Annotated in this window: 19 protein-coding genes and 1 pseudogene; 18 read left to right on the forward strand and 2 right to left on the reverse strand. The window is 66.5% G+C overall.

Features of this window, described 5'->3' with window-relative positions; all coding sequences use genetic code 11:
- Positions 1 to 62 precede the first annotated feature (62 nt).
- Entirely contained in the window at positions 63 to 1,235 is a 1,173-nt protein-coding gene (locus R3P93_RS15835; RefSeq protein ID WP_317533412.1) for a sensor histidine kinase, read from the forward strand.
- Entirely contained in the window at positions 1,232 to 1,921 is a 690-nt protein-coding gene (locus tag R3P93_RS15840) for a response regulator transcription factor (protein WP_032380369.1), read from the forward strand. The genes R3P93_RS15835 and R3P93_RS15840 overlap by 4 nt, the downstream gene beginning before the upstream one ends.
- 67 nt (positions 1,922 to 1,988) lie before the next feature.
- Here the strand turns inward: R3P93_RS15840 and R3P93_RS15845 are convergent, their stop codons facing one another.
- Positions 1,989 to 2,741 (reverse strand): hypothetical protein, encoded by a 753-nt coding sequence (locus R3P93_RS15845; RefSeq protein WP_179276371.1) that lies wholly within the window; start codon positions 2,739 to 2,741, stop codon positions 1,989 to 1,991.
- A gap of 113 nt (positions 2,742 to 2,854) precedes the next feature.
- On the opposite strand from R3P93_RS15845, the pseudogene R3P93_RS15850 reads away from it, so the two are divergent.
- The 10 genes and pseudogenes from R3P93_RS15850 to R3P93_RS15895 form a co-directional block, all read left to right on the forward strand.
- Positions 2,855 to 3,094 (forward strand): annotated as a pseudogene (locus R3P93_RS15850) (Ppx/GppA phosphatase family protein); the annotation flags it as partial.
- On the forward strand, positions 3,091 to 4,257 hold the full coding sequence (locus tag R3P93_RS15855) for a hypothetical protein (protein WP_317533413.1): 1,167 nt from the start codon (positions 3,091 to 3,093) through the stop codon (positions 4,255 to 4,257). The pseudogene R3P93_RS15850 and the gene R3P93_RS15855, both read left to right, overlap by 4 nt.
- A 12-nt stretch (positions 4,258 to 4,269) precedes the next feature.
- On the forward strand, positions 4,270 to 5,112 hold the full coding sequence (locus R3P93_RS15860; RefSeq protein ID WP_283347893.1) for a sugar phosphate isomerase/epimerase family protein: 843 nt from the start codon (positions 4,270 to 4,272) through the stop codon (positions 5,110 to 5,112).
- A 22-nt stretch (positions 5,113 to 5,134) separates the two neighbouring features.
- Entirely contained in the window at positions 5,135 to 5,992 is an 858-nt protein-coding gene (locus R3P93_RS15865; protein WP_317533414.1) for a thioesterase family protein, read from the forward strand.
- A gap of 18 nt (positions 5,993 to 6,010) precedes the next feature.
- A complete protein-coding gene (gene proC, locus R3P93_RS15870) occupies positions 6,011 to 6,826 on the forward strand; it encodes a pyrroline-5-carboxylate reductase (RefSeq protein ID WP_068282380.1) in 816 nt (271 codons plus the stop codon).
- A gap of 127 nt (positions 6,827 to 6,953) precedes the next feature.
- A complete protein-coding gene (locus tag R3P93_RS15875) occupies positions 6,954 to 7,190 on the forward strand; it encodes a helix-turn-helix domain-containing protein (protein ID WP_008713658.1) in 237 nt (78 codons plus the stop codon).
- Positions 7,191 to 7,409: 219 nt separating this feature from the next.
- Complete coding sequence (locus R3P93_RS15880; RefSeq protein WP_003402602.1) at positions 7,410 to 7,511, forward strand: 30S ribosomal protein bS22; 102 nt, start codon at positions 7,410 to 7,412, stop codon at positions 7,509 to 7,511.
- 144 nt (positions 7,512 to 7,655) lie between these two features.
- The gene (locus tag R3P93_RS15885; protein ID WP_317533415.1) at positions 7,656 to 8,783 is read left to right on the forward strand and encodes an NAD-dependent epimerase/dehydratase family protein; all 1,128 of its coding nucleotides are present in this window, start codon (positions 7,656 to 7,658) and stop codon (positions 8,781 to 8,783) included.
- Entirely contained in the window at positions 8,780 to 9,829 is a 1,050-nt protein-coding gene (locus tag R3P93_RS15890) for a lysophospholipid acyltransferase family protein (RefSeq protein ID WP_317533416.1), read from the forward strand. Before R3P93_RS15885 ends, R3P93_RS15890 begins: the two co-directional genes overlap by 4 nt.
- Before the next feature lie 22 nt (positions 9,830 to 9,851).
- A complete protein-coding gene (locus R3P93_RS15895; protein ID WP_317533417.1) occupies positions 9,852 to 10,340 on the forward strand; it encodes a GNAT family N-acetyltransferase in 489 nt (162 codons plus the stop codon).
- 19 nt (positions 10,341 to 10,359) lie between these two features.
- Here R3P93_RS15895 and R3P93_RS15900 read toward each other — a convergent pair whose 3' ends face one another.
- On the reverse strand, positions 10,360 to 11,295 hold the full coding sequence (locus tag R3P93_RS15900; RefSeq protein ID WP_068046474.1) for an HAD family hydrolase: 936 nt from the start codon (positions 11,293 to 11,295) through the stop codon (positions 10,360 to 10,362).
- Between the two features lie 206 nt (positions 11,296 to 11,501).
- On the opposite strand from R3P93_RS15900, the gene R3P93_RS15905 reads away from it, so the two are divergent.
- The 6 genes from R3P93_RS15905 (at position 11,502) to R3P93_RS15930 (ending at position 16,876) form a co-directional block, all read left to right on the forward strand.
- Positions 11,502 to 11,783: a glutaredoxin family protein gene (locus R3P93_RS15905; protein WP_068046471.1), complete on the forward strand. Its 282-nt coding sequence runs from the start codon at positions 11,502 to 11,504 to the stop codon at positions 11,781 to 11,783.
- Positions 11,784 to 11,940: 157 nt separating this feature from the next.
- The gene (locus R3P93_RS15910; RefSeq protein ID WP_317533418.1) at positions 11,941 to 12,771 is read left to right on the forward strand and encodes a redox-sensing transcriptional repressor Rex; all 831 of its coding nucleotides are present in this window, start codon (positions 11,941 to 11,943) and stop codon (positions 12,769 to 12,771) included.
- Positions 12,768 to 14,180, forward strand: coding sequence for a glutamyl-tRNA reductase (locus tag R3P93_RS15915; RefSeq protein WP_317533419.1), 1,413 nt, complete (start codon positions 12,768 to 12,770; stop codon positions 14,178 to 14,180). Before R3P93_RS15910 ends, R3P93_RS15915 begins: the two co-directional genes overlap by 4 nt.
- On the forward strand, positions 14,177 to 15,154 hold the full coding sequence (gene hemC, locus R3P93_RS15920; RefSeq protein ID WP_300517569.1) for a hydroxymethylbilane synthase: 978 nt from the start codon (positions 14,177 to 14,179) through the stop codon (positions 15,152 to 15,154). Before R3P93_RS15915 ends, hemC begins: the two co-directional genes overlap by 4 nt.
- A complete protein-coding gene (locus tag R3P93_RS15925) occupies positions 15,147 to 15,317 on the forward strand; it encodes a hypothetical protein (RefSeq protein WP_156516050.1) in 171 nt (56 codons plus the stop codon). The genes hemC and R3P93_RS15925 overlap by 8 nt, the downstream gene beginning before the upstream one ends.
- Positions 15,314 to 16,876: a bifunctional uroporphyrinogen-III C-methyltransferase/uroporphyrinogen-III synthase gene (locus R3P93_RS15930; protein WP_068046447.1), complete on the forward strand. Its 1,563-nt coding sequence runs from the start codon at positions 15,314 to 15,316 to the stop codon at positions 16,874 to 16,876. The genes R3P93_RS15925 and R3P93_RS15930 overlap by 4 nt, the downstream gene beginning before the upstream one ends.
- Positions 16,877 to 16,891: the final 15 nt, after the last annotated feature.

Here is a 16,891-nt window from a genome sequence, read left to right on the forward strand (position 1 = left end):
ACGACCAGGGAAATGCCTGCACCCTGCGTATGTGAGCTGTCCATCGAACGTACGATTCCGGTGTGAGTGTTGCATCGGCCGTACTACTGGCGATCGCCGCGGCCTTCGTGGGATACCTCGTCGGCGGTGTTCTGATCCCGTACCTCAACACTCGACACTCGGAGCGCCGCCGAGCTACGTCCGGCCTGACGATGTCGCAGGTACTGGACCTGATCGTTCTCGCATCGGAGAGCGGCATCGCCGTCGTCGATCAGTTTCACGACGTCGTCCTGTCGAATCCGCGAGCCGAGGAGCTCGGGCTGGTGCGTAACCGTCTGATCGACGACCGGGCGTGGGATGCCGCGCTCAAGGTCCTCGCCGACGGCAACCCCGTCGAAGTGGACCTCAGCTCGAAGAACCCGAGAACCGGCCGCGACAAGATCGCCGTCCGCTGCGTAGCCCGGTTGCTCAGCAAGGAAGACAAACGCTTCGTCGTGCTGTTCGCCGACGACGATTCCGAGCAGGTCCGGATGGAGGCGACGCGTCGGGACTTCGTGGCCAACGTCAGCCACGAACTCAAGACTCCCGTCGGCGCGATGAGCCTGCTGGCCGAGGCGCTGCTCGAATCCGCAGACGACCCGGACTCGGTGAGGCACTTCGGCGGCAAGGTCGTCGCCGAATCCAAACGGCTCGGCAACATGGTGACCGAACTGATCGCACTGTCCCGCCTGCAGGGTGCCGAGAAGCTACCCGACCTCGAGGTCGTCGATGTCGACACCGTCGTCAACGAGGCGATGGATCGATCCAAGCTCGCCGCCGAGAACGCCGGAATCTCCGTCACCACCGACCATCCGAGCGGCCTCGAAGTTCTCGGCGACCAAGCGCTGCTGGTGACGGCCCTGGCCAACCTCATCCAGAACGCCATCGCCTACTCCTCCGACGGTGCACCGGTGTCGGTGAGCCGAGCCCTGCGCGGAGACAACGTGGCGTTCGCCGTCACCGACCGCGGCATCGGCATCGCCAAGGAAGACCAGGAACGCGTCTTCGAGAGATTCTTCCGCGTCGACAAAGCTCGGTCGCGGGCAACCGGCGGCACAGGTCTGGGCCTGGCCATCGCCAAACACGTCGCAGCCAACCACAACGGCAGCATCTCGCTGTGGAGCAAGCTGGGCACCGGATCCACCTTCACCCTCCAGATCCCTGCGTACTTCGAAGAAGAAGACGACGCTTCGGTTACAGAAAGAGAGAATCAGTGACCAACGTTCTGATCGTGGAAGACGAAGAGTCGTTGGCCGATCCATTGGCCTTCCTGCTCCGCAAGGAAGGCTTCGAGGCCACGGTCGTCGGAGACGGACCGTCGGCACTCGCGGAATTCGATCGCGCAGGAGCAGACATCGTGTTGCTCGACCTCATGCTCCCCGGCATGAGCGGAACCGACGTGTGCAAGCAACTGCGTTCGCGCTCAGGCGTTCCCGTGATCATGGTGACCGCACGTGACAGTGAGATCGACAAGGTCGTCGGACTCGAACTCGGTGCCGACGACTACGTCACCAAGCCGTACTCGGCACGCGAACTCATCGCCCGCATCCGTGCAGTTCTGCGGCGCGGCTCCGACGCCGAGGTCGACGGTGGAGTCGATACCGGAGTGCTCGAAGCCGGACCGGTGCGCATGGACGTCGAACGCCACGTGGTGATGGTCGGATCCGAGCAGATCACGTTGCCGCTCAAGGAATTCGATCTGCTCGAGTACCTGCTGCGCAACTCCGGTCGAGTGCTGACCCGCGGACAGTTGATCGACCGCGTGTGGGGAGCCGACTACGTGGGCGACACCAAGACCCTCGACGTGCACGTCAAGCGACTGCGCTCGAAGATCGAAGCGGACCCGGCCAAGCCGGAACACCTCGTCACCGTGCGCGGACTGGGCTACAAACTCGAGGGGTAGTGCGCTGCGCGCAGTGGCGCGGTTAAGTGCCCTCTGCGGCACTCAACCACGCCACTGCCGGAGGCACTTATCGGCGCTGCGCCTCACGAGTGGCGGGATGCACCGCGATCAGACCCAGACCGCGGCGACGCTTGCACAGCGATGCCAGTTCGTCGTACGCCGCCTTGCCGAGTAGCTCGGTCAATTCCGGCTTGTACGACTCGAACACCTGCTTCGAGCCGACGTGCGCATCGGGCGAGCCCGAGCAATACCAGTGCAGATCGAGACCGCCTTCGCCCCAGCCGCGTCGGTCGTACTCACCGATCGTGGTCTTGAGAATCTCCGAGCCGTCCGGCCGCGTCACCCAGTCCTGGGTACGTCGGATCGGCAGCTGCCAGCACACGTCGGGCTTGACCTCGAGCGGCTCGATGCCCTTGCGGAGCGCCATCGAGTGCAGGGCGCACCCGATTCCGCCCTCGAACCCGGGACGGTTCTGGAAGATGCAGGCACCCTTGTAGCGCCGCGTCCGCAGCGACTGCTCGTCGTCGAGATCGTCGTATTCGACGTATCCCTTCTTGCCCAGACCCTTGTCCATGAGCTGCCAGTCCTGCGGAGTGAGCAACTTCACGGACTCGTCGAGCTTGCGTTTGTCGTCCTCGTCGGACAGGAACGCGCCGTGGGAGCAACAACCGTCGTCGGGGCGGCCCTCGACGGTTCCCTGACAGGCCGGAGTTCCGAACACGCAGGTCCAGTTGGACAACAACCACGTCAGATCCGCAGCGATGAGGTGTTCCGAATTGTCGGGGTCGGGAAACTCGACCCATTCTCGCGGGAAATCCATCTCGACCTCTGCAGCGAACGACTGCTGCTCACGACCTGCTGTCACAAACGTCGACGGTAGACCCAGTACCGTGGGCATGTGCGAATAGGGGTGCTCGACGCCGTAACGGACGCGGCTCGAGGCGACTCGTAGCGTTCGTAACGCGGATCGTTGTGGCCGACCGTGCAGAATTGGAAGGTGTCAGCGCCGACAGGTCGCCACCACTGGTGGCCGGGGCTCTGGTAGCGGAGGCGAGCATGCGGGCATCGACAGCGGAGTCACCCGAGATATGCCCGTGGGCGCTGAAGGAAGGTTTGATGTTGAGGAAGCTGGACCCCGAAACCGACGGCGATCCGGTGGTGAGCTCGAGATGAGCGACACCAACCCGGAGGACACCGGACAGATCTCGGTTGCCGAGCTGCTGGCTCGAAACGGTCAGAAGACGAACCTGAGCGCAGGCGGTCGCCGTCGCCGCGGCGTCAAGGGCGGCATCTCCGTCGCCGAGCTGACCGGTGAGATCCCCGTCGTACGCGACGAGCCCGGTAACCGCAGCGCCCCGGTGGTCGAGTCCCCGGCTCCCGACGCGTCCGGGCCCGAGACGCCCGAGACGCCCGAGGTCGCCCCGGCAGCGCCGCAGAGCAGCGATGCGGCCGAGGACGATGCACCCGCCGCCGTCTCTTCCCGGCCGCAACCGGCCAAGCCGCAGACCACTCGCCCCACCCCGTTCCAACCGGCAGGCAAGCGCGAGAAGCAGCAGCCCGAGCCGGAACTGCTGTCCGGCTCCACCACGGTTGCCGGTGACCTGCTCAACCGCTCGCACGACGACACCGAACGGTCCAAGCGCCCGGCTGCGCCCACGGCACCGGCGTCGGATCGGCTTCCGTACGGATCCACCGCGGCCGAGCAGGGCCGGGCCCGCAAGCCTGTGGGATTCCGAGCCTCGCGGCAGGTCGAGGTGGTCGAGCCGAACACCGACGTCGCTCCGCGTGCTGCGGTCATCGACGTCGACGACCTGGCCAAGACCGCGGTGTCTCCGCGCATTGCGCGCGCCGACGACACGACGGCCGAGTCGGCCGACGAGTCGGCGAAGGTCGATACGTCCGCCGCCACCGAGGTCGTCGATCTCGTGAAGCCGGAGATCGACGACGAACCGAAGACCGCGACCGACGTCGAGGCCGACACCGACACCGAAGACGCACCGGACGCGGAGGCCGACAGCGCTACTGCGGCCTCGCGGACCGACCGCCGGGCAGCGGCCGTCAAGGGCAAGGGCGGTGCCGTCCGGCAATGGCTGGTGCTGATCGGTCAGGCCGTGGTGTCGATCGCCGTCGGCGCGCTGCTGTTCAAGGGCTTCGAGCAACTGTGGGACGTGTTGCCGTGGGTCGCTCTGGTGCTGTCGGTGCTGGTCATCGTCGGGCTCGTCGCGGTGGTGCGGATTCTGCGACGCACCGACGATCTGATCTCGATCGTGATCGCGATCGCGGTCGGTGTCTTCGTCACGCTCGGTCCGCTCGCCTTCCAACTCAGTACCGGCTGAGTCGGCACACCGATGGGCGCGAAGCGAATTCAGGTAGGACTGTCCACGGCCTCGGTCTACCCGCAGAACACCGAGGCGGCGTTCCGATACGCGGCAGAGCTCGGGTACGACGGCATCGAATTGATGGTGTGGGCCGAGTCCGTCAGCCAGGACGTCGACGCGGTGGCCGCGCTCTCGCGGGAGTACTCGATGCCGGTGCAGGCCATCCACGCGCCGTGTCTGCTGATCTCGCAGCGAGTGTGGGGATCCGATCCGGTCACCAAACTCGCACGCTCGGTCGAGGCGGCCGAGAAGCTGGACTCGGCGACGGTCGTGGTGCACCCACCGTTCCGGTGGCAACGCAAGTACAGCGACGGCTTCGCCGATCAGGTCGCCGAACTCGAATCGAACTCGCACGTGGTGGTCGCCGTCGAGAACATGTTCCCCATGCGTGCCGACCGCTTCTTCGGGCGCAAGGAGAAATCCGCGCAGCGACTCGAACGACGCGGTGGTCCGGGCGCGGCACTGTCGGCGTTCTCGCCGTCCTACGACCCGACCGACGTCGGCCACGGGCACTACACCCTCGACCTCTCGCACACGGCCACCGCAGGCTCCGACGCGCTCGAGATGCTCGACCGGATGGGCGAGGGCATCGCGCACCTGCATCTGGCCGACGGCCGGGGCGCATCGGTGGACGAGCACCTGATTCCCGGCCACGGCAGCCAACCGTGCGTGGAGGTGTGCACCGAACTGGTGCGCCGCGGCTTCGAAGGGCAGGCGGTCATCGAGATCAACACACAGAACGCGCGGACGGTCCCCGAGCGTTCCTCGATGCTCGGGCAAGCACTGCAGTTCGCCCGCGCACACCTGTCCTGAGACCGCCGGTAAGTTGTCGGAAATGAGTTCCGCCAGCCCCTTCACCGCCGCCACCACCCTGACCGCGCTCGAGGTCGCCGCCGACACCGCGTCGTTCGCGGGCGCGATCGACTCCACCTGGACCATCGGTCCGAAGGTGCACGGCGGCGTGATGCTCGCCGTCTGCGCGGCAGCAGCGCGCAAGCACATCGTCACGACCGACCCGGACCAGGCCGAGATCCAGCCGCTCGCGGTGAGCGTCAGCTACCTGGCCGCTCCCGATCCCGGCGACGTCGCGCTGACGACGGTGGTACGCAAGCGCGGCCGTCAGGTCTCGCACGTCGACGTCGAACTCACCCAGGCCGGACGCGTTGCCGTGCGGGCGGTGGTGACCCTCGGTCGTCCCGATTCCGAGGAACCCCACCACGAGACGCCCACGTCTCTGGCGTCGATGGCAGCCGAGCCGCCGGCCGAGACCCTCGCGGTGGCGGGCGATCATCCGATGGCGTCGATCGTGCACGTCGCCAAGGGCTGCGAGATGCGGATCGACGCGGCGTCGGCGTCGTTCCTGACCGGCCAGCAGGGCGAGGCGGAGATTCGACTGTGGGTGCGTCCCTTCGCGGGCGACGAGGCCGACCTCGACACCGCAGTGCTGTTCGCACTGATGACCGGAGACATCTCGGCTCCGGTGACCATGAACCGCGGAATGTTCGGTTGGGCTCCGACCGTGCAGTTGACGACCTACCTGCGACGCCGTCCGGCACCGGGGTGGCTGCGGGTGGCGGCGACCAGCACCGTCATCGGCAGCACCTGGTTCGAGGAGGACCACGTGGTGCTGGATTCGACCGGTGCCGTCGTGGTGCAGAGCAGACAGTTGGCGATGGTGCCGCGCTCGAACTGACATGGCAGGCTTGGTCGTATGACGAGAATTGCAGTGATCGGCGGCGGACGGATCGGTGAGGCGTTGATTGCGGGACTCCTCGAGTCCGGCCACGCAGTGCGCGATCTGGTGGTCGCCGAGAAGTCCGAGGCCCGCGCCAAGGAGATCGCCAAGGAATTCGGAGTACTGACCACCACCGTCGGCGACGCATCCGAGGGAGCCGATGTGATCGTGCTGGCGGTCAAGCCGGCCGACGTCGAAGCGGCACTGACCGAGATCACGAAGATCGAACTCGACGGCGATCGCGAACAACTCATCGTCTCGCTGGCCGCAGGCGTTCCCACCGCCAAGTTCGAGCCCAAGCTCCCCGCCGGCTTCCCGGTCGTTCGAGTCATGCCCAACACCCCGATGCTGGTGGGGGAGGGCGTCAGCGTGTTGGCACCGGGCAAGTACGCCCGCGCCGAGCACCTCGAACTCGTGCGGTCGATCCTCTCGGCCGTCGGCAAGGTGGTCGTGGTCAAGGAGAACCAACTCGACGCCGTGACCGCCGTGTCCGGCTCCGGGCCGGCCTACTTCTTCCTCGTGGCCGAGGCCATGATCGACGCCGGAGTGGGCCTGGGATTGAGCCGCGACGTGGCGTCGGCGCTCGTGGTTCAGACGATGGTGGGGTCCGGAGCGATGCTCGATCGCTCCGACGAGAGCGCGAGCGAGCTCCGGTACGCCGTGACTTCTCCCGGCGGAACGACAGCCGCAGCAGTGCGTGAATTGGAGAGAAAGGGCGTCCGAGCAGCGTTTTTCGATGCCCTCGGTGCCGCGAATGCCCGATCCATTGAGATGGGCATCACAGCAGAATAAAAAATCTTTTCCCCACACCCGTCGCAGTAACCCCATCTGTCCCTATAGGCTCGGGGGCAGCACGTGCGTGTCTGTTCGGCAGGAGGGGAAGCCTGCCGCATGAGACGTGCCGGAGGTATGTGGATTGATGGCGTCTATAAACAAGCCGTCCAAGGGTTCGTCCCCGGATGGTCAACCGGCCCTGGCCGGAACGCAGTTCCTCACGGTCGCCGAAGTGGCGACGCTGATGAGGGTTTCGAAAATGACCGTGTACCGGCTGGTGCACGGCGGAGAATTGCCCGCTGTACGAGTGGGTCGATCTTTTCGTGTGCACGCCAAGGCGGTCCACGACTATCTCGAGACCTCGTACTTCGACGCAGGCTAGTAGTGCACGTGGGGCCGGTTTCGTAAGTCCTGGTTCACACCGGTAGGATTGGCGCTCGTCGTGCCAGCCAGCCGGTGTGCAGCCGTGGGCGAGTACGTGGCCCCAGCGCCAGCTCGGTGACCAAGGCTTTTGGCTCGAAGCCCTCAGGGCTTGGTTGTCAGGTAGGCGTACGCAAACGGCGTGCGCGAAAACGCTAGAGAAGAACGTGAGGACACCCGCATGGGTTCAGTGATCAAGAAGCGTCGCAAGCGCATGTCGAAGAAGAAGCACCGCAAGTTGCTTCGTCGTACCCGCGTGCAGCGCAGGAAACTCGGCAAATAAGCCTGCCGTCATCTGCTTCATGGGGAAGCCCGTCACCATCGGTGGCGGGCTTCTTCCGTTCGAAGAACGGGCTTTGCTTCTCACCCGCGCCGAGCCCGGTCGATCCAGTAGGCTTTGCAGCGGAACCGACGTTGGGGGTGCGCAGTGAGTCCGAGCGATCGTGGATCGTCTGCGCCCCGAGTGGTCCTCGTGACCGGAGCGAGCCGATTCCTCGGCGGCTACCTCGTCACCAGACTGGCCCAGAATCCCAACATCGAGCGCGTCATCGCCGTCGATGCAGTCTCGCCAAGCAAGGATCTGTTGCGCCGCATGGGACGCGCGGAATTCGTCCGCGCCGACATTCGTAATCCGCTGATCGGCAAAGTGATTCGCAATGCCGGCGTCGACACCGTCGTGCACGCCGCCACCGTCGCCAAGCCCCCGAAATCCGGCGGCCGCGCGACGATGAAAGACCTCAACGTCATCGGCGCGATGCAGCTGTTCGCGGTCTGCCAGAAGTCACCGACCGTCGAGAGGGTGGTACTGCGTTCGTCGTCCGCGGTGTACGGCTGCAGCGCGAAGGATCCGGTGAAATTCACCGAGGAGATGAGTGCTCGACGCCCCCCGAGCGGTGGGTACGCGCGGGACTCGATCGACATCGAGGGATACGTGCGCGGTCTCGGGCGTCGACGACCGGACATCGCGGTGTCGATCCTGCGCATGGCACCGCTGATCGGTCCACGACTGAACGGCACCATCTCGCGCTACATGACCTCGCCGCTGATTCCCAGCATCGTAGGTCGCGACGCACGCATGCAGTTGCTGCACGAGGAAGACGCTCTGGCTGCGCTCGAGCGCGCGACTCTCGGTGGGTCGGCCGGCACGTTCAACATCGGAGCCGACGGCACGATCATGCTGTCCCAGGCAATTCGTCGAGCCGGCCGCGTTCAGGTGCCGGTACCGTTTCCGCTGTTCAAGAGCGTCGGCCGCGCACTGATGGGCGGCATGATGCGCGAGTTCACCACCGAGCAACTCGACTACTTCCACTTCGGCTGCGGACTGGACACCACCCGTATGCGGTCCGTCCTTGGCTTCGAGCCGCGGTGGACTACGGTTCAGGCATTCGACGACTTCGTCCGAGGCGCAGCGCTGCGGCCGGTCATCAGAACCGAATGGGTGGACAGCGTCGAAGATCGACTGGTCTCGGCCGTCGAGACAGGCGCGTCCACGGCGCGGGCGCTGGCGGCACTGCGTAGTTCGGGAGCGGTGCGTAATTCGGGAGGGGACAGGTGAGCGAAGTGGCCAAAGTGATTCCATTGCACGGCGGCACGTCCGGCCGCTCGGCGCGAGCGGCTGCGGGCTCGCGTGAACGGCACCCCTCCGCCTACGCCGATCCGCGCGAGCCGACGCCGTTGCCGGCCCCGGCTCCTGCCGACGCGTCGGCAGTGACGCCCTCGCTCCCGACTCCGTTGCTGTCGATGATCGACGACACCAAGTCGACGATCGTCGACCAGATCTCCTCGGTCGCCGAGTTCGTTCGCAGGCGGCTGGCCGGTGACTACAGTGTCGACGAGTTCGGCTACGACCCGCACTTCGCCGACGCGGTCTGGCTTCCGTTGCTGCGGCCGTTGTTCGACAAGTGGTTCCGCGTCGAGGTCAAGGGCATCGAGAACATTCCGTCCGACGGCGGCGCGCTCGTCGTCGCCAACCATGCGGGCGTCGTGCCCGTCGATGCGCTGATGGCGTCGGTCGCCGTGCGAGATCACCACCCGGCGCACCGCCCACTGCGAATGTTGGCCGCCGACATGGCATTCGAGATGCCAGGCGTCGGCACGATCGCGCGCAAGGCCGGGCACACGCTGGCGTGCAACCCCGACGCCGAGCGTCTGCTGCGTACCGGCGAGGTCGCCGCCGTGTTCCCGGAGGGGTTCAAGGGCATCGGTAAACCGTTCAGCGAGCGCTACAAGTTGCAGCGATTCGGTCGCGGCGGATTCGTCTCGGCTGCTCTGCGGACGGGTGTGCCGATCATCCCGTGCTCCATCGTGGGCTCGGAAGAGATCTACCCCAAGATCGGCGACATCGCACCACTGGCCCGGTTGATGGGCGTGCCGTACTTTCCGGTGACGCCGTTCTTTCCGCACCTCGGCCCGCTGGGTCTGATCCCGTTGCCGTCCAAGTGGTACATCGAGTTCGGCAAGCCGATCCCCACCGACGGGTACGACTCCACCGCATTCGAGGATCCGATGGTGCTGTTCGAGTTGACCGACCACGTGCGCGAAACAATTCAGCACACGTTGTATCGACTGCTTGCCAAGAGGCGCAACGTCTTCCTGGGTTAGACGCTCGGGTTATCGTGTGGCCGTGCAAATTCGCGACACTTCCGCTGCCGATCTACCCGAGATTCTCGACATCCACAACGATGCGGTCGCCAACACCACCGCCATCTGGGACGAAGAACAGGTCGACCTCGCCGATCGCACGGCCTGGTTCGAGGGGCGGATCGCCGCGGGATACCCGGTACTCACCGCAGAGGTCGACGGCCGGGTGGCCGGATACGCGTCGTACGGGCAGTGGCGGGTCAAGAGCGGCTACCGACACTCGGTGGAACATTCGGTGTACATCCACCGAGACTTCTACCGTCGCGGGCTGGCCAGTGCGCTACTGAGCGAGTTGATCGAGCGAGCGAAAGCGAGCGACATTCACGTGTTGGTGGGATTCATCGAGTCCGAGAACACCACGTCGATCGCTCTGCACGAGAAGTTAGGGTTCGCCACCGTCGGACAGATGCCACAGGTGGGCGTCAAGTTCGGTCGGTGGTTGGACCTGACGCTGATGCAGCTCACTCTCTGATCGCCCGCGGTCGGACGGATCAGGCCTTGCGACGGCCGATCACCGCAGCGAGCCCGCCGCCCACCGCGCCCAACGCCAACGCCGTGGGCACACCGATCTTGGCGGCCTTGCGTCCGGTGCGGTAGTCGCGGATCTCCCAACCCCGGTTCTTGGCCAGCTCACGCAGATCGGTATCGGGGTTGATCGCCACGGCGGTGCCGACCAGCGAGAGCATCGGCACGTCGTTGTGGCTGTCCGAGTACGCGGTGCAGCGCTTGAGATTGAGACCTTCACGCACCGCCAGCGAGCGCACCGCGTGCGCCTTGCCGATGCCGTGCAGGATGTCGCCGACGAGACGGCCGGTGAACACTCCGTCCTTGCTTTCGGCGACGGTTCCGAGCGCGCCGGTCAGGCCGAGACGCTTGGCGATGATCTGGGCCAGTTCGAGGGGAGTGGCCGTCACCAGCCAGACCTGCTGACCGGCGTCGAGGTGCATCTGCGCCAGAGCCCGGGTGCCGGCCCAGATCTTGTCAGCGATCATCTCGTCGTAGATCTCCTCGCCGAGCCGGGTCAGCTCCGAGGTGGGACGGCCGGTGATGAACGAGAGCGCCTTCTCGCGTCCGCTGGCGACATCCTCGCTGTTCTCCTTGCCGCTGACCCTGAATTTGACCTGCTGCCAAGCGAATTGGGCCAGATCACCGCTGGTGAAGTACTTGCGGGCGGCCAACCCTCGAGCGAAGTGAATGATCGACGCGCCCTGCACCATCGTGTTGTCCACGTCGAAGAAGGCGGCAGCAGTCAGATCCCGCGGAACGGCCCCCTCGGACTCGATCTGCAACGCCAGAGCGGCATCGGCACTGGCCTGGCCTGCAACGTTGGCGCGAACCTCGGCGTCGCTCGGACCGAACGGATTGCGGATTCTGCGGATGCGGCGCTTGAACTGCTTGTCCTCGCGCGGATCGTTCGTATCGACCATGTCGATATCGGGCGTGTTCTCGATCGGCAGGTCTGTTCCCCCGTCACTCACTTCTGTCCACCTCCCAGTCGAGTCGCTCGCCGCAAGCCTAGTCGGGGTTGTCCGGACGACAGGCGAAGGGCAGCACTCGACCCCTGTCGTTCGGCCCCACGTGGGACCGGGGACTGTGACCTTCGTCTCCGTTACGGCCGTGTCACAGTGGAGGCATGCAGACGACCCCCACCGGCGTGGCTCTTCTCACCCGTGCAGGCTGCCATTCCTGCACTCACGCGCTCGAGGTCCTGAACGAGGTGTGCCGCGAATTCGACGTGGCAGTGACCGTCGTCGACGTCGACGAGGCGGCAGCGGAATCGCCTGACCTGCGTGCGGAGTACGGGGATCGAGTGCCCGTGGTGCTGCTCGACGGCATCGAACACAGTTACTGGGAGGTAGACGTGCCGCGGTTGCGGGCCGATCTGACCCGGGCAGGGCACCCTAAGAACGTGTGATTGCTCTCGCGTGTGCAGGTGAGGGCCGGTGTGCGCAACTTTGTTCATTCGTTCACAAGCAGTTACCGTGGTGTGAACAGCGTCCGTGAAATAGACACGAACGCAGGATCAGCGTGAAGATCGGCCGTCGTTGCCGTTCGGACGAGGAGCCCCAGACGTGACCGAAGAGCGCCCGTCGCCCAGCGGCGTAGAGCGGGTCATCCCTCAGGCTACGGTCACCCGTCTGGCGACGTACCTGCGGGTCCTCTCGATCCTCGCAGACGAGGGCGTTCTCATCGTCTCCAGTGAAGAACTGGCCACCGCAGCAGGCGTCGGATCGGCGAAACTGCGCAAGGACCTCTCTTTCCTCGGCCCCAACGGCGTCCGCGGAGTCGGCTACGACGTGGCTCGCCTGCGCGCCAAGATCGACAGCGCACTCGGACTCGACCGCGGCCACCGCGTCGTCCTGGCCGGAGTCGGCAACCTCGGGCAGGCGCTGGCCGGCTACGGCGGATTCGCTCGACGCGGCTTCACGATGGTCGGCCTCTTCGACAGCGACCCGGCGCGAGTGGGCACCGACGTCGACGGCCTCACCGTCCGGCACGTCGACGAACTCGTCGTCGCCTGCCGCGAACTCGAAGCGACCATCGGCGTCATCGCCACCCCCGACGAGGCCGTGCACAGCGTCGCCGAGAAGCTCGTCTCCGGTGGCGTCGAATGCATCCTGAGCTTCTCGCCCATGGTTCTCGACGTCCCCGAACACGTCGAGGTGCGGCGCGTCGACCTGGCCGTGGAGATGCAGGTGCTCTCCTTCAACAGCTCCCGCAACGTCTCCGGACCTGCCGATATCGCCGGTCCGGCCATCGTCACCGCGCCCCGACCGCAGCCGGTCTCGCCGCCCCCGCTCACGTCCACGGCACGTCTCGGCCGCAGTCACGGCCCGCGCATCGCCGGCAACCCAAGCCCAGTCAACAGTTCGACAAGAAACGGATCGGTGATTGCACCGTGAGTGTCCTTCTCGTCGGGATTTCGCACCGTAGCGCTCCCGTCGCAGTCCTCGAGCGTGTCGCCATCACGGACACCGATCGCCCGAAACTGACCGACAAGCTGATGGCCAGCGGAAGCATTTCCGAGGTCATGGTGGTATCCACATGCAATCGCGTCGAGATCTACGCCGTCGTGGACGCGTTCCACGGCGCGCTGACCGCCGTCGGCGAAGTTCTCGGTGAGCACTCCGGGCTCGAGGTCGCGGACCTGACCAAGCACGCCTACGTCCGCTACAGCGAGGCCGCCGTCGAGCATCTCTTCGCCGTGGCCAGTGGCCTCGACTCGATGGTCATCGGCGAGCAGCAGATCCTCGGCCAGATCCGCTCGGCGTACGCCGCCTCGGACGGGCAGCAGGCATCGGGCCGGGTGATGCACGAACTGGCTCAGCAGGCCTTGCGCGTGGGAAAGCGCGTGCACAGCGAAACCGGAATCGACGCCGCCGGAGCCTCGGTGGTCTCGGTCGCCCTCGACCGCGCCGCGGACCTGTTCGGCGGTTCCCTCGCGGGCCGCAAGGCCGTCGTCCTCGGGGCCGGTGCGATGGGCGGACTCGCCGTCGCTCACCTGGGCCGCGCCGGCATCGGCAGCCTGACCGTCGTCAACCGCACTCGCGAGCGAGCCGACCACCTGGCCGAGAACGCCGTCTCCAACGGCATCACGGCAACCTCGGTCGCGCTCGAGAACCTGGCCGACGCAGTCGCCGAGGCCGACATCCTCCTCACCTGTACCGGAGCGGTGGGGGCCGTGGTCTCCATCGCCGACGCCCACCTCGCTCTCGCCCGCCGCGGCTCCGATCGACCGTTGGTGATCTGCGACCTCGGTCTGCCGCGCGACGTCGACGCCGCGGTGTCGGGTCTGCCGGGCATCACCGTCTTCGACATGGAGTCCCTGCAGCGTGATCCTGCTGCCGGTGCCGCGGCGAACGACGCGTCGGCGGCTCGCGAGATCGTCTCCAGCGAACTCTCGGGATACCTTGCCGGACAACGACTTGCCGAGGTCACCCCCACTGTCACGGCACTGCGTCAGCGTGCTGCCGAGGTGGTCGAGGGAGAGCTGCTGCGGCTGGAATCGCGGCTGCCCGGGCTCGACTCGCCGCAGCGCGACGAGGTGGCCCGCACCGTGCGCCGCGTCGTCGACAAGCTGCTGCATTCGCCCACCGTGCGGGTCAAGCAGCTCGCCAGTACGCCGGGCGGGGATTCCTACGCCGCTGCGCTGCGTGAGTTGTTCGAGCTGAGCCCCGGCTCGGTCGACGCGGTTGCCATGCCGATGGAGATCGGCTCGCTGGAGCTGGTGGACGATTTCACCGCCAGTCGTACCGATCTGCGCTCGGACTCTTACCCCGGCGAGACCACCGGTCAGGAGCGTGCCGAATGACCGACATCGTCAAGATCGGCACTCGCGGAAGCCTTCTCGCGACCACCCAGGCCGACACCGTTCGGGTGGCCCTCGCGGCAGCCGGAGTCGAGGCGGAACTGGTGATCGTCAAGACCGCGGGCGACCTCTCTGCTGCGCCCGTGCAGACCATCGGCGTCGGTGTCTTCACCGCGGCGCTGCGTGAGGCGCTGGCCGACGGCACCGTCGACATCGCCGTGCACTCGTACAAGGATCTGCCGACTGCGGCCGACGACCGGTTCACCATCGCCGCCATCCCCGCTCGCGAGGACCCGCGCGACGCCCTGGTCGCCCGGGACGGACTGGTACTCGGTGAACTGCCCGCCGACGCGAAGGTCGGCACGTCCGCACCCCGCCGGATCGCTCAATTACGTGCTCTCGGACAGGGATTGAACGTTCTGCCGTTGCGCGGCAACCTCGACACCAGGATCGGCAAGGTCGCGTCGGGTGAGCTCGACGCCGTCATCGTCGCCCGCGCCGGTCTGTCCCGTATCGGCAGGTTGGATGTCGTCACCGAAGCGCTCGACCCGGTGCAGTTGCTTCCGGCACCCGCCCAGGGCGCGCTGGCAGTCGAATGTCGCGTCGAGGACACCGATCTCGTGACCGCGATCGCCACCCTCGACGACGCACACTCACGCGCCGCGGTGGCGGCCGAACGTGGACTGCTCGCCGAACTCGAAGCCGGCTGCACCGCTCCGGTCGGCGCGATCGCAGAGGTCGTCGAATCCATCGACGAGGACGGCCGCATCTTCGACGAACTGTCGTTGCGGGGCTGCGTCGCCGCCATCGACGGCAGCGACACCATCCGCGCGTCGATCGTCGGATCACCCGACCGAGCCGAGGAGCTGGGCCGCGAACTGGCCCGCGAACTGCTCGATCTCGGTGCGCGCGAACTCGTTTCAGTCACCGAACCAGCACAGGCCGGTTCTCAGGTACAGGGTGGATCTCATGTCTAGGGCCATAACGGCACCCGTCCGCGGACGCGCCAAACGCAAGGCGACTCGTCCGGTGGTGCGAAGAGAGTCGATCGCCACCGCTCGACTGATTCCGAAACGGGGCACCGCAACCCCGATAGAACTGCAGTACCCACACAAGACAGCACTGGAGAACAACCGATGAGCCCAGTCCGCAAGAACACCAACGGACGGATCCTGTTCGTGGGATCCGGGCCGGGTGACCCGGCTCTGCTCACGGTCCGGGCACGGGAAGTGCTCGGAGCGGCCGAGCTCGCGTTCACCGATCCCGACGTCGACAAGGGTGTCACCGCCCTCGTCGGTGCCGACGTTCCGCGTGACCCAGAGACGGGTGAGAACGGTGTCGAGGTTCGTCCGGCACTCGGCGAACCGGCCGAGGTCGCCAAAACCCTTCTCGCCGAGGCCAAGAACGGCCACGACGTGGTTCGCCTGGTCTCCGGTGATCCGCTCACGACCGACTCGGTGATCGCCGAGGTCAGCGCCGTCGCTCGCACGCACGTGCCGTTCGAGGTGCTCCCCGGCCTGCCGTCGGGATCAGCCGTCCCCAGCTACGCAGGCATGGCACTCGGCTCGGGTCACACCGAGGCCGACGTCCGCGGCGAGGTCGACTGGGCAGCACTCGCAGCTGCTCCTGGCCCGCTCGTACTGCACGCCACGTCGGGCCACCTGGCCGAAACCGCCAGTGCCCTGGTCGAACACGGCCTCGCGCCGCAGACGCCCGCGGCCATCACCGTCCGCGGCACCACCCGTCAGCAGCGCACCGTCGAGGCCACCCTCGCCACCCTCAACGATGCTGGATCCGAGCTCGTCGGATCACTCGTCGTCACCGTGGGCAAGGTCGTCTCGGGCCGAAACAAGATGTCCTGGTGGGAATCTCGCGCACTGTACGGCTGGACCGTGCTGGTGCCCCGCACCAAGGATCAGGCCGGGGAAATGAGCGATCGCCTCGTCACCCACGGAGCCATCCCCATCGAGGTCCCGACCATCGCCGTCGAGCCCCCGCGCAGCCCGGCCCAGATGGAACGCTCCGTCAAGGGCCTGGTCGACGGCCGCTACCAGTGGGTCGTGTTCACCTCCACCAACGCCGTGCGCGCCGTGTGGGAGAAGTTCGAGGAGTTCGGTCTGGACGCTCGCGCGTTCTCCGGCGTCAAGATCGCGTGTGTCGGTGAGGCAACCGCGGCGAAGGTGCGCTCGTTCGGCATCAACCCCGAACTGGTGCCCTCGGGTGAGCAGAGCTCGCTCGGACTGCTCGAGGACTTCCCGCCGTACGACGAGGTCTTCGACCCGGTCAACCGAGTTCTGTTGCCCCGCGCCGACATCGCCACCGAAACTCTCGCCGAGGGCCTGCGCGAACGGGGCTGGGAGATCGACGACGTCACCGCCTACCGCACCGTCCGGGCAGCACCGCCCCCCGCCGAGACCCGCGAGATGATCAAGACCGGCGGCTTCGACGCAGTGTGCTTCACGTCGAGTTCCACCGTCCGGAACCTGGTCGGCATCGCCGGAAAGCCACACGCCCGCACGCTCGTTGCATGCATCGGACCCAAGACCGCCGAGACGGCCGTCGAATTCGGTCTGCGCGTGGACGTGCAGCCCGAGTCGGCTCAGGTCGGACCGTTGGTCGAGGCACTCGCCGAGCACGCGGCTCGCCTGCGCGCCGAGGGTGCGCTGCCCCCGCCGCGGAAGAAGTCACGTCGGCGCTAGGTCCCACCAGAAGAG

Origin of the sequence: Rhodococcus cerastii (assembly GCF_033042195.1) — a bacterium.
GTDB lineage: Bacteria > Actinomycetota > Actinomycetes > Mycobacteriales > Mycobacteriaceae > Rhodococcoides.

Excerpts from the sequence above, each read along its gene's own strand:
- R3P93_RS15845 (WP_179276371.1), bottom strand. The coding sequence starts at position 2,741 with ATGGATTTCCCGCGAGAATGGGTCGAGTTTCCCGACCCCGACAATTCG.
- R3P93_RS15855 (WP_317533413.1), top strand. The coding sequence starts at position 3,091 with ATGAGCGACACCAACCCGGAGGACACCGGACAGATCTCGGTTGCCGAG.
- R3P93_RS15860 (WP_283347893.1), top strand. The coding sequence starts at position 4,270 with ATGGGCGCGAAGCGAATTCAGGTAGGACTGTCCACGGCCTCGGTCTAC.
- R3P93_RS15865 (WP_317533414.1), top strand. The coding sequence starts at position 5,135 with ATGAGTTCCGCCAGCCCCTTCACCGCCGCCACCACCCTGACCGCGCTC.
- proC (WP_068282380.1), top strand. The coding sequence starts at position 6,011 with ATGACGAGAATTGCAGTGATCGGCGGCGGACGGATCGGTGAGGCGTTG.
- R3P93_RS15875 (WP_008713658.1), top strand. The coding sequence starts at position 6,954 with ATGGCGTCTATAAACAAGCCGTCCAAGGGTTCGTCCCCGGATGGTCAA.
- R3P93_RS15880 (WP_003402602.1), top strand. The coding sequence starts at position 7,410 with ATGGGTTCAGTGATCAAGAAGCGTCGCAAGCGCATGTCGAAGAAGAAG.
- R3P93_RS15900 (WP_068046474.1), bottom strand. The coding sequence starts at position 11,295 with ATGGTCGATACGAACGATCCGCGCGAGGACAAGCAGTTCAAGCGCCGC.
- R3P93_RS15905 (WP_068046471.1), top strand. The coding sequence starts at position 11,502 with ATGCAGACGACCCCCACCGGCGTGGCTCTTCTCACCCGTGCAGGCTGC.
- hemC (WP_300517569.1), top strand. The coding sequence starts at position 14,177 with ATGACCGACATCGTCAAGATCGGCACTCGCGGAAGCCTTCTCGCGACC.
- R3P93_RS15925 (WP_156516050.1), top strand. The coding sequence starts at position 15,147 with ATGTCTAGGGCCATAACGGCACCCGTCCGCGGACGCGCCAAACGCAAG.
- R3P93_RS15930 (WP_068046447.1), top strand. The coding sequence starts at position 15,314 with ATGAGCCCAGTCCGCAAGAACACCAACGGACGGATCCTGTTCGTGGGA.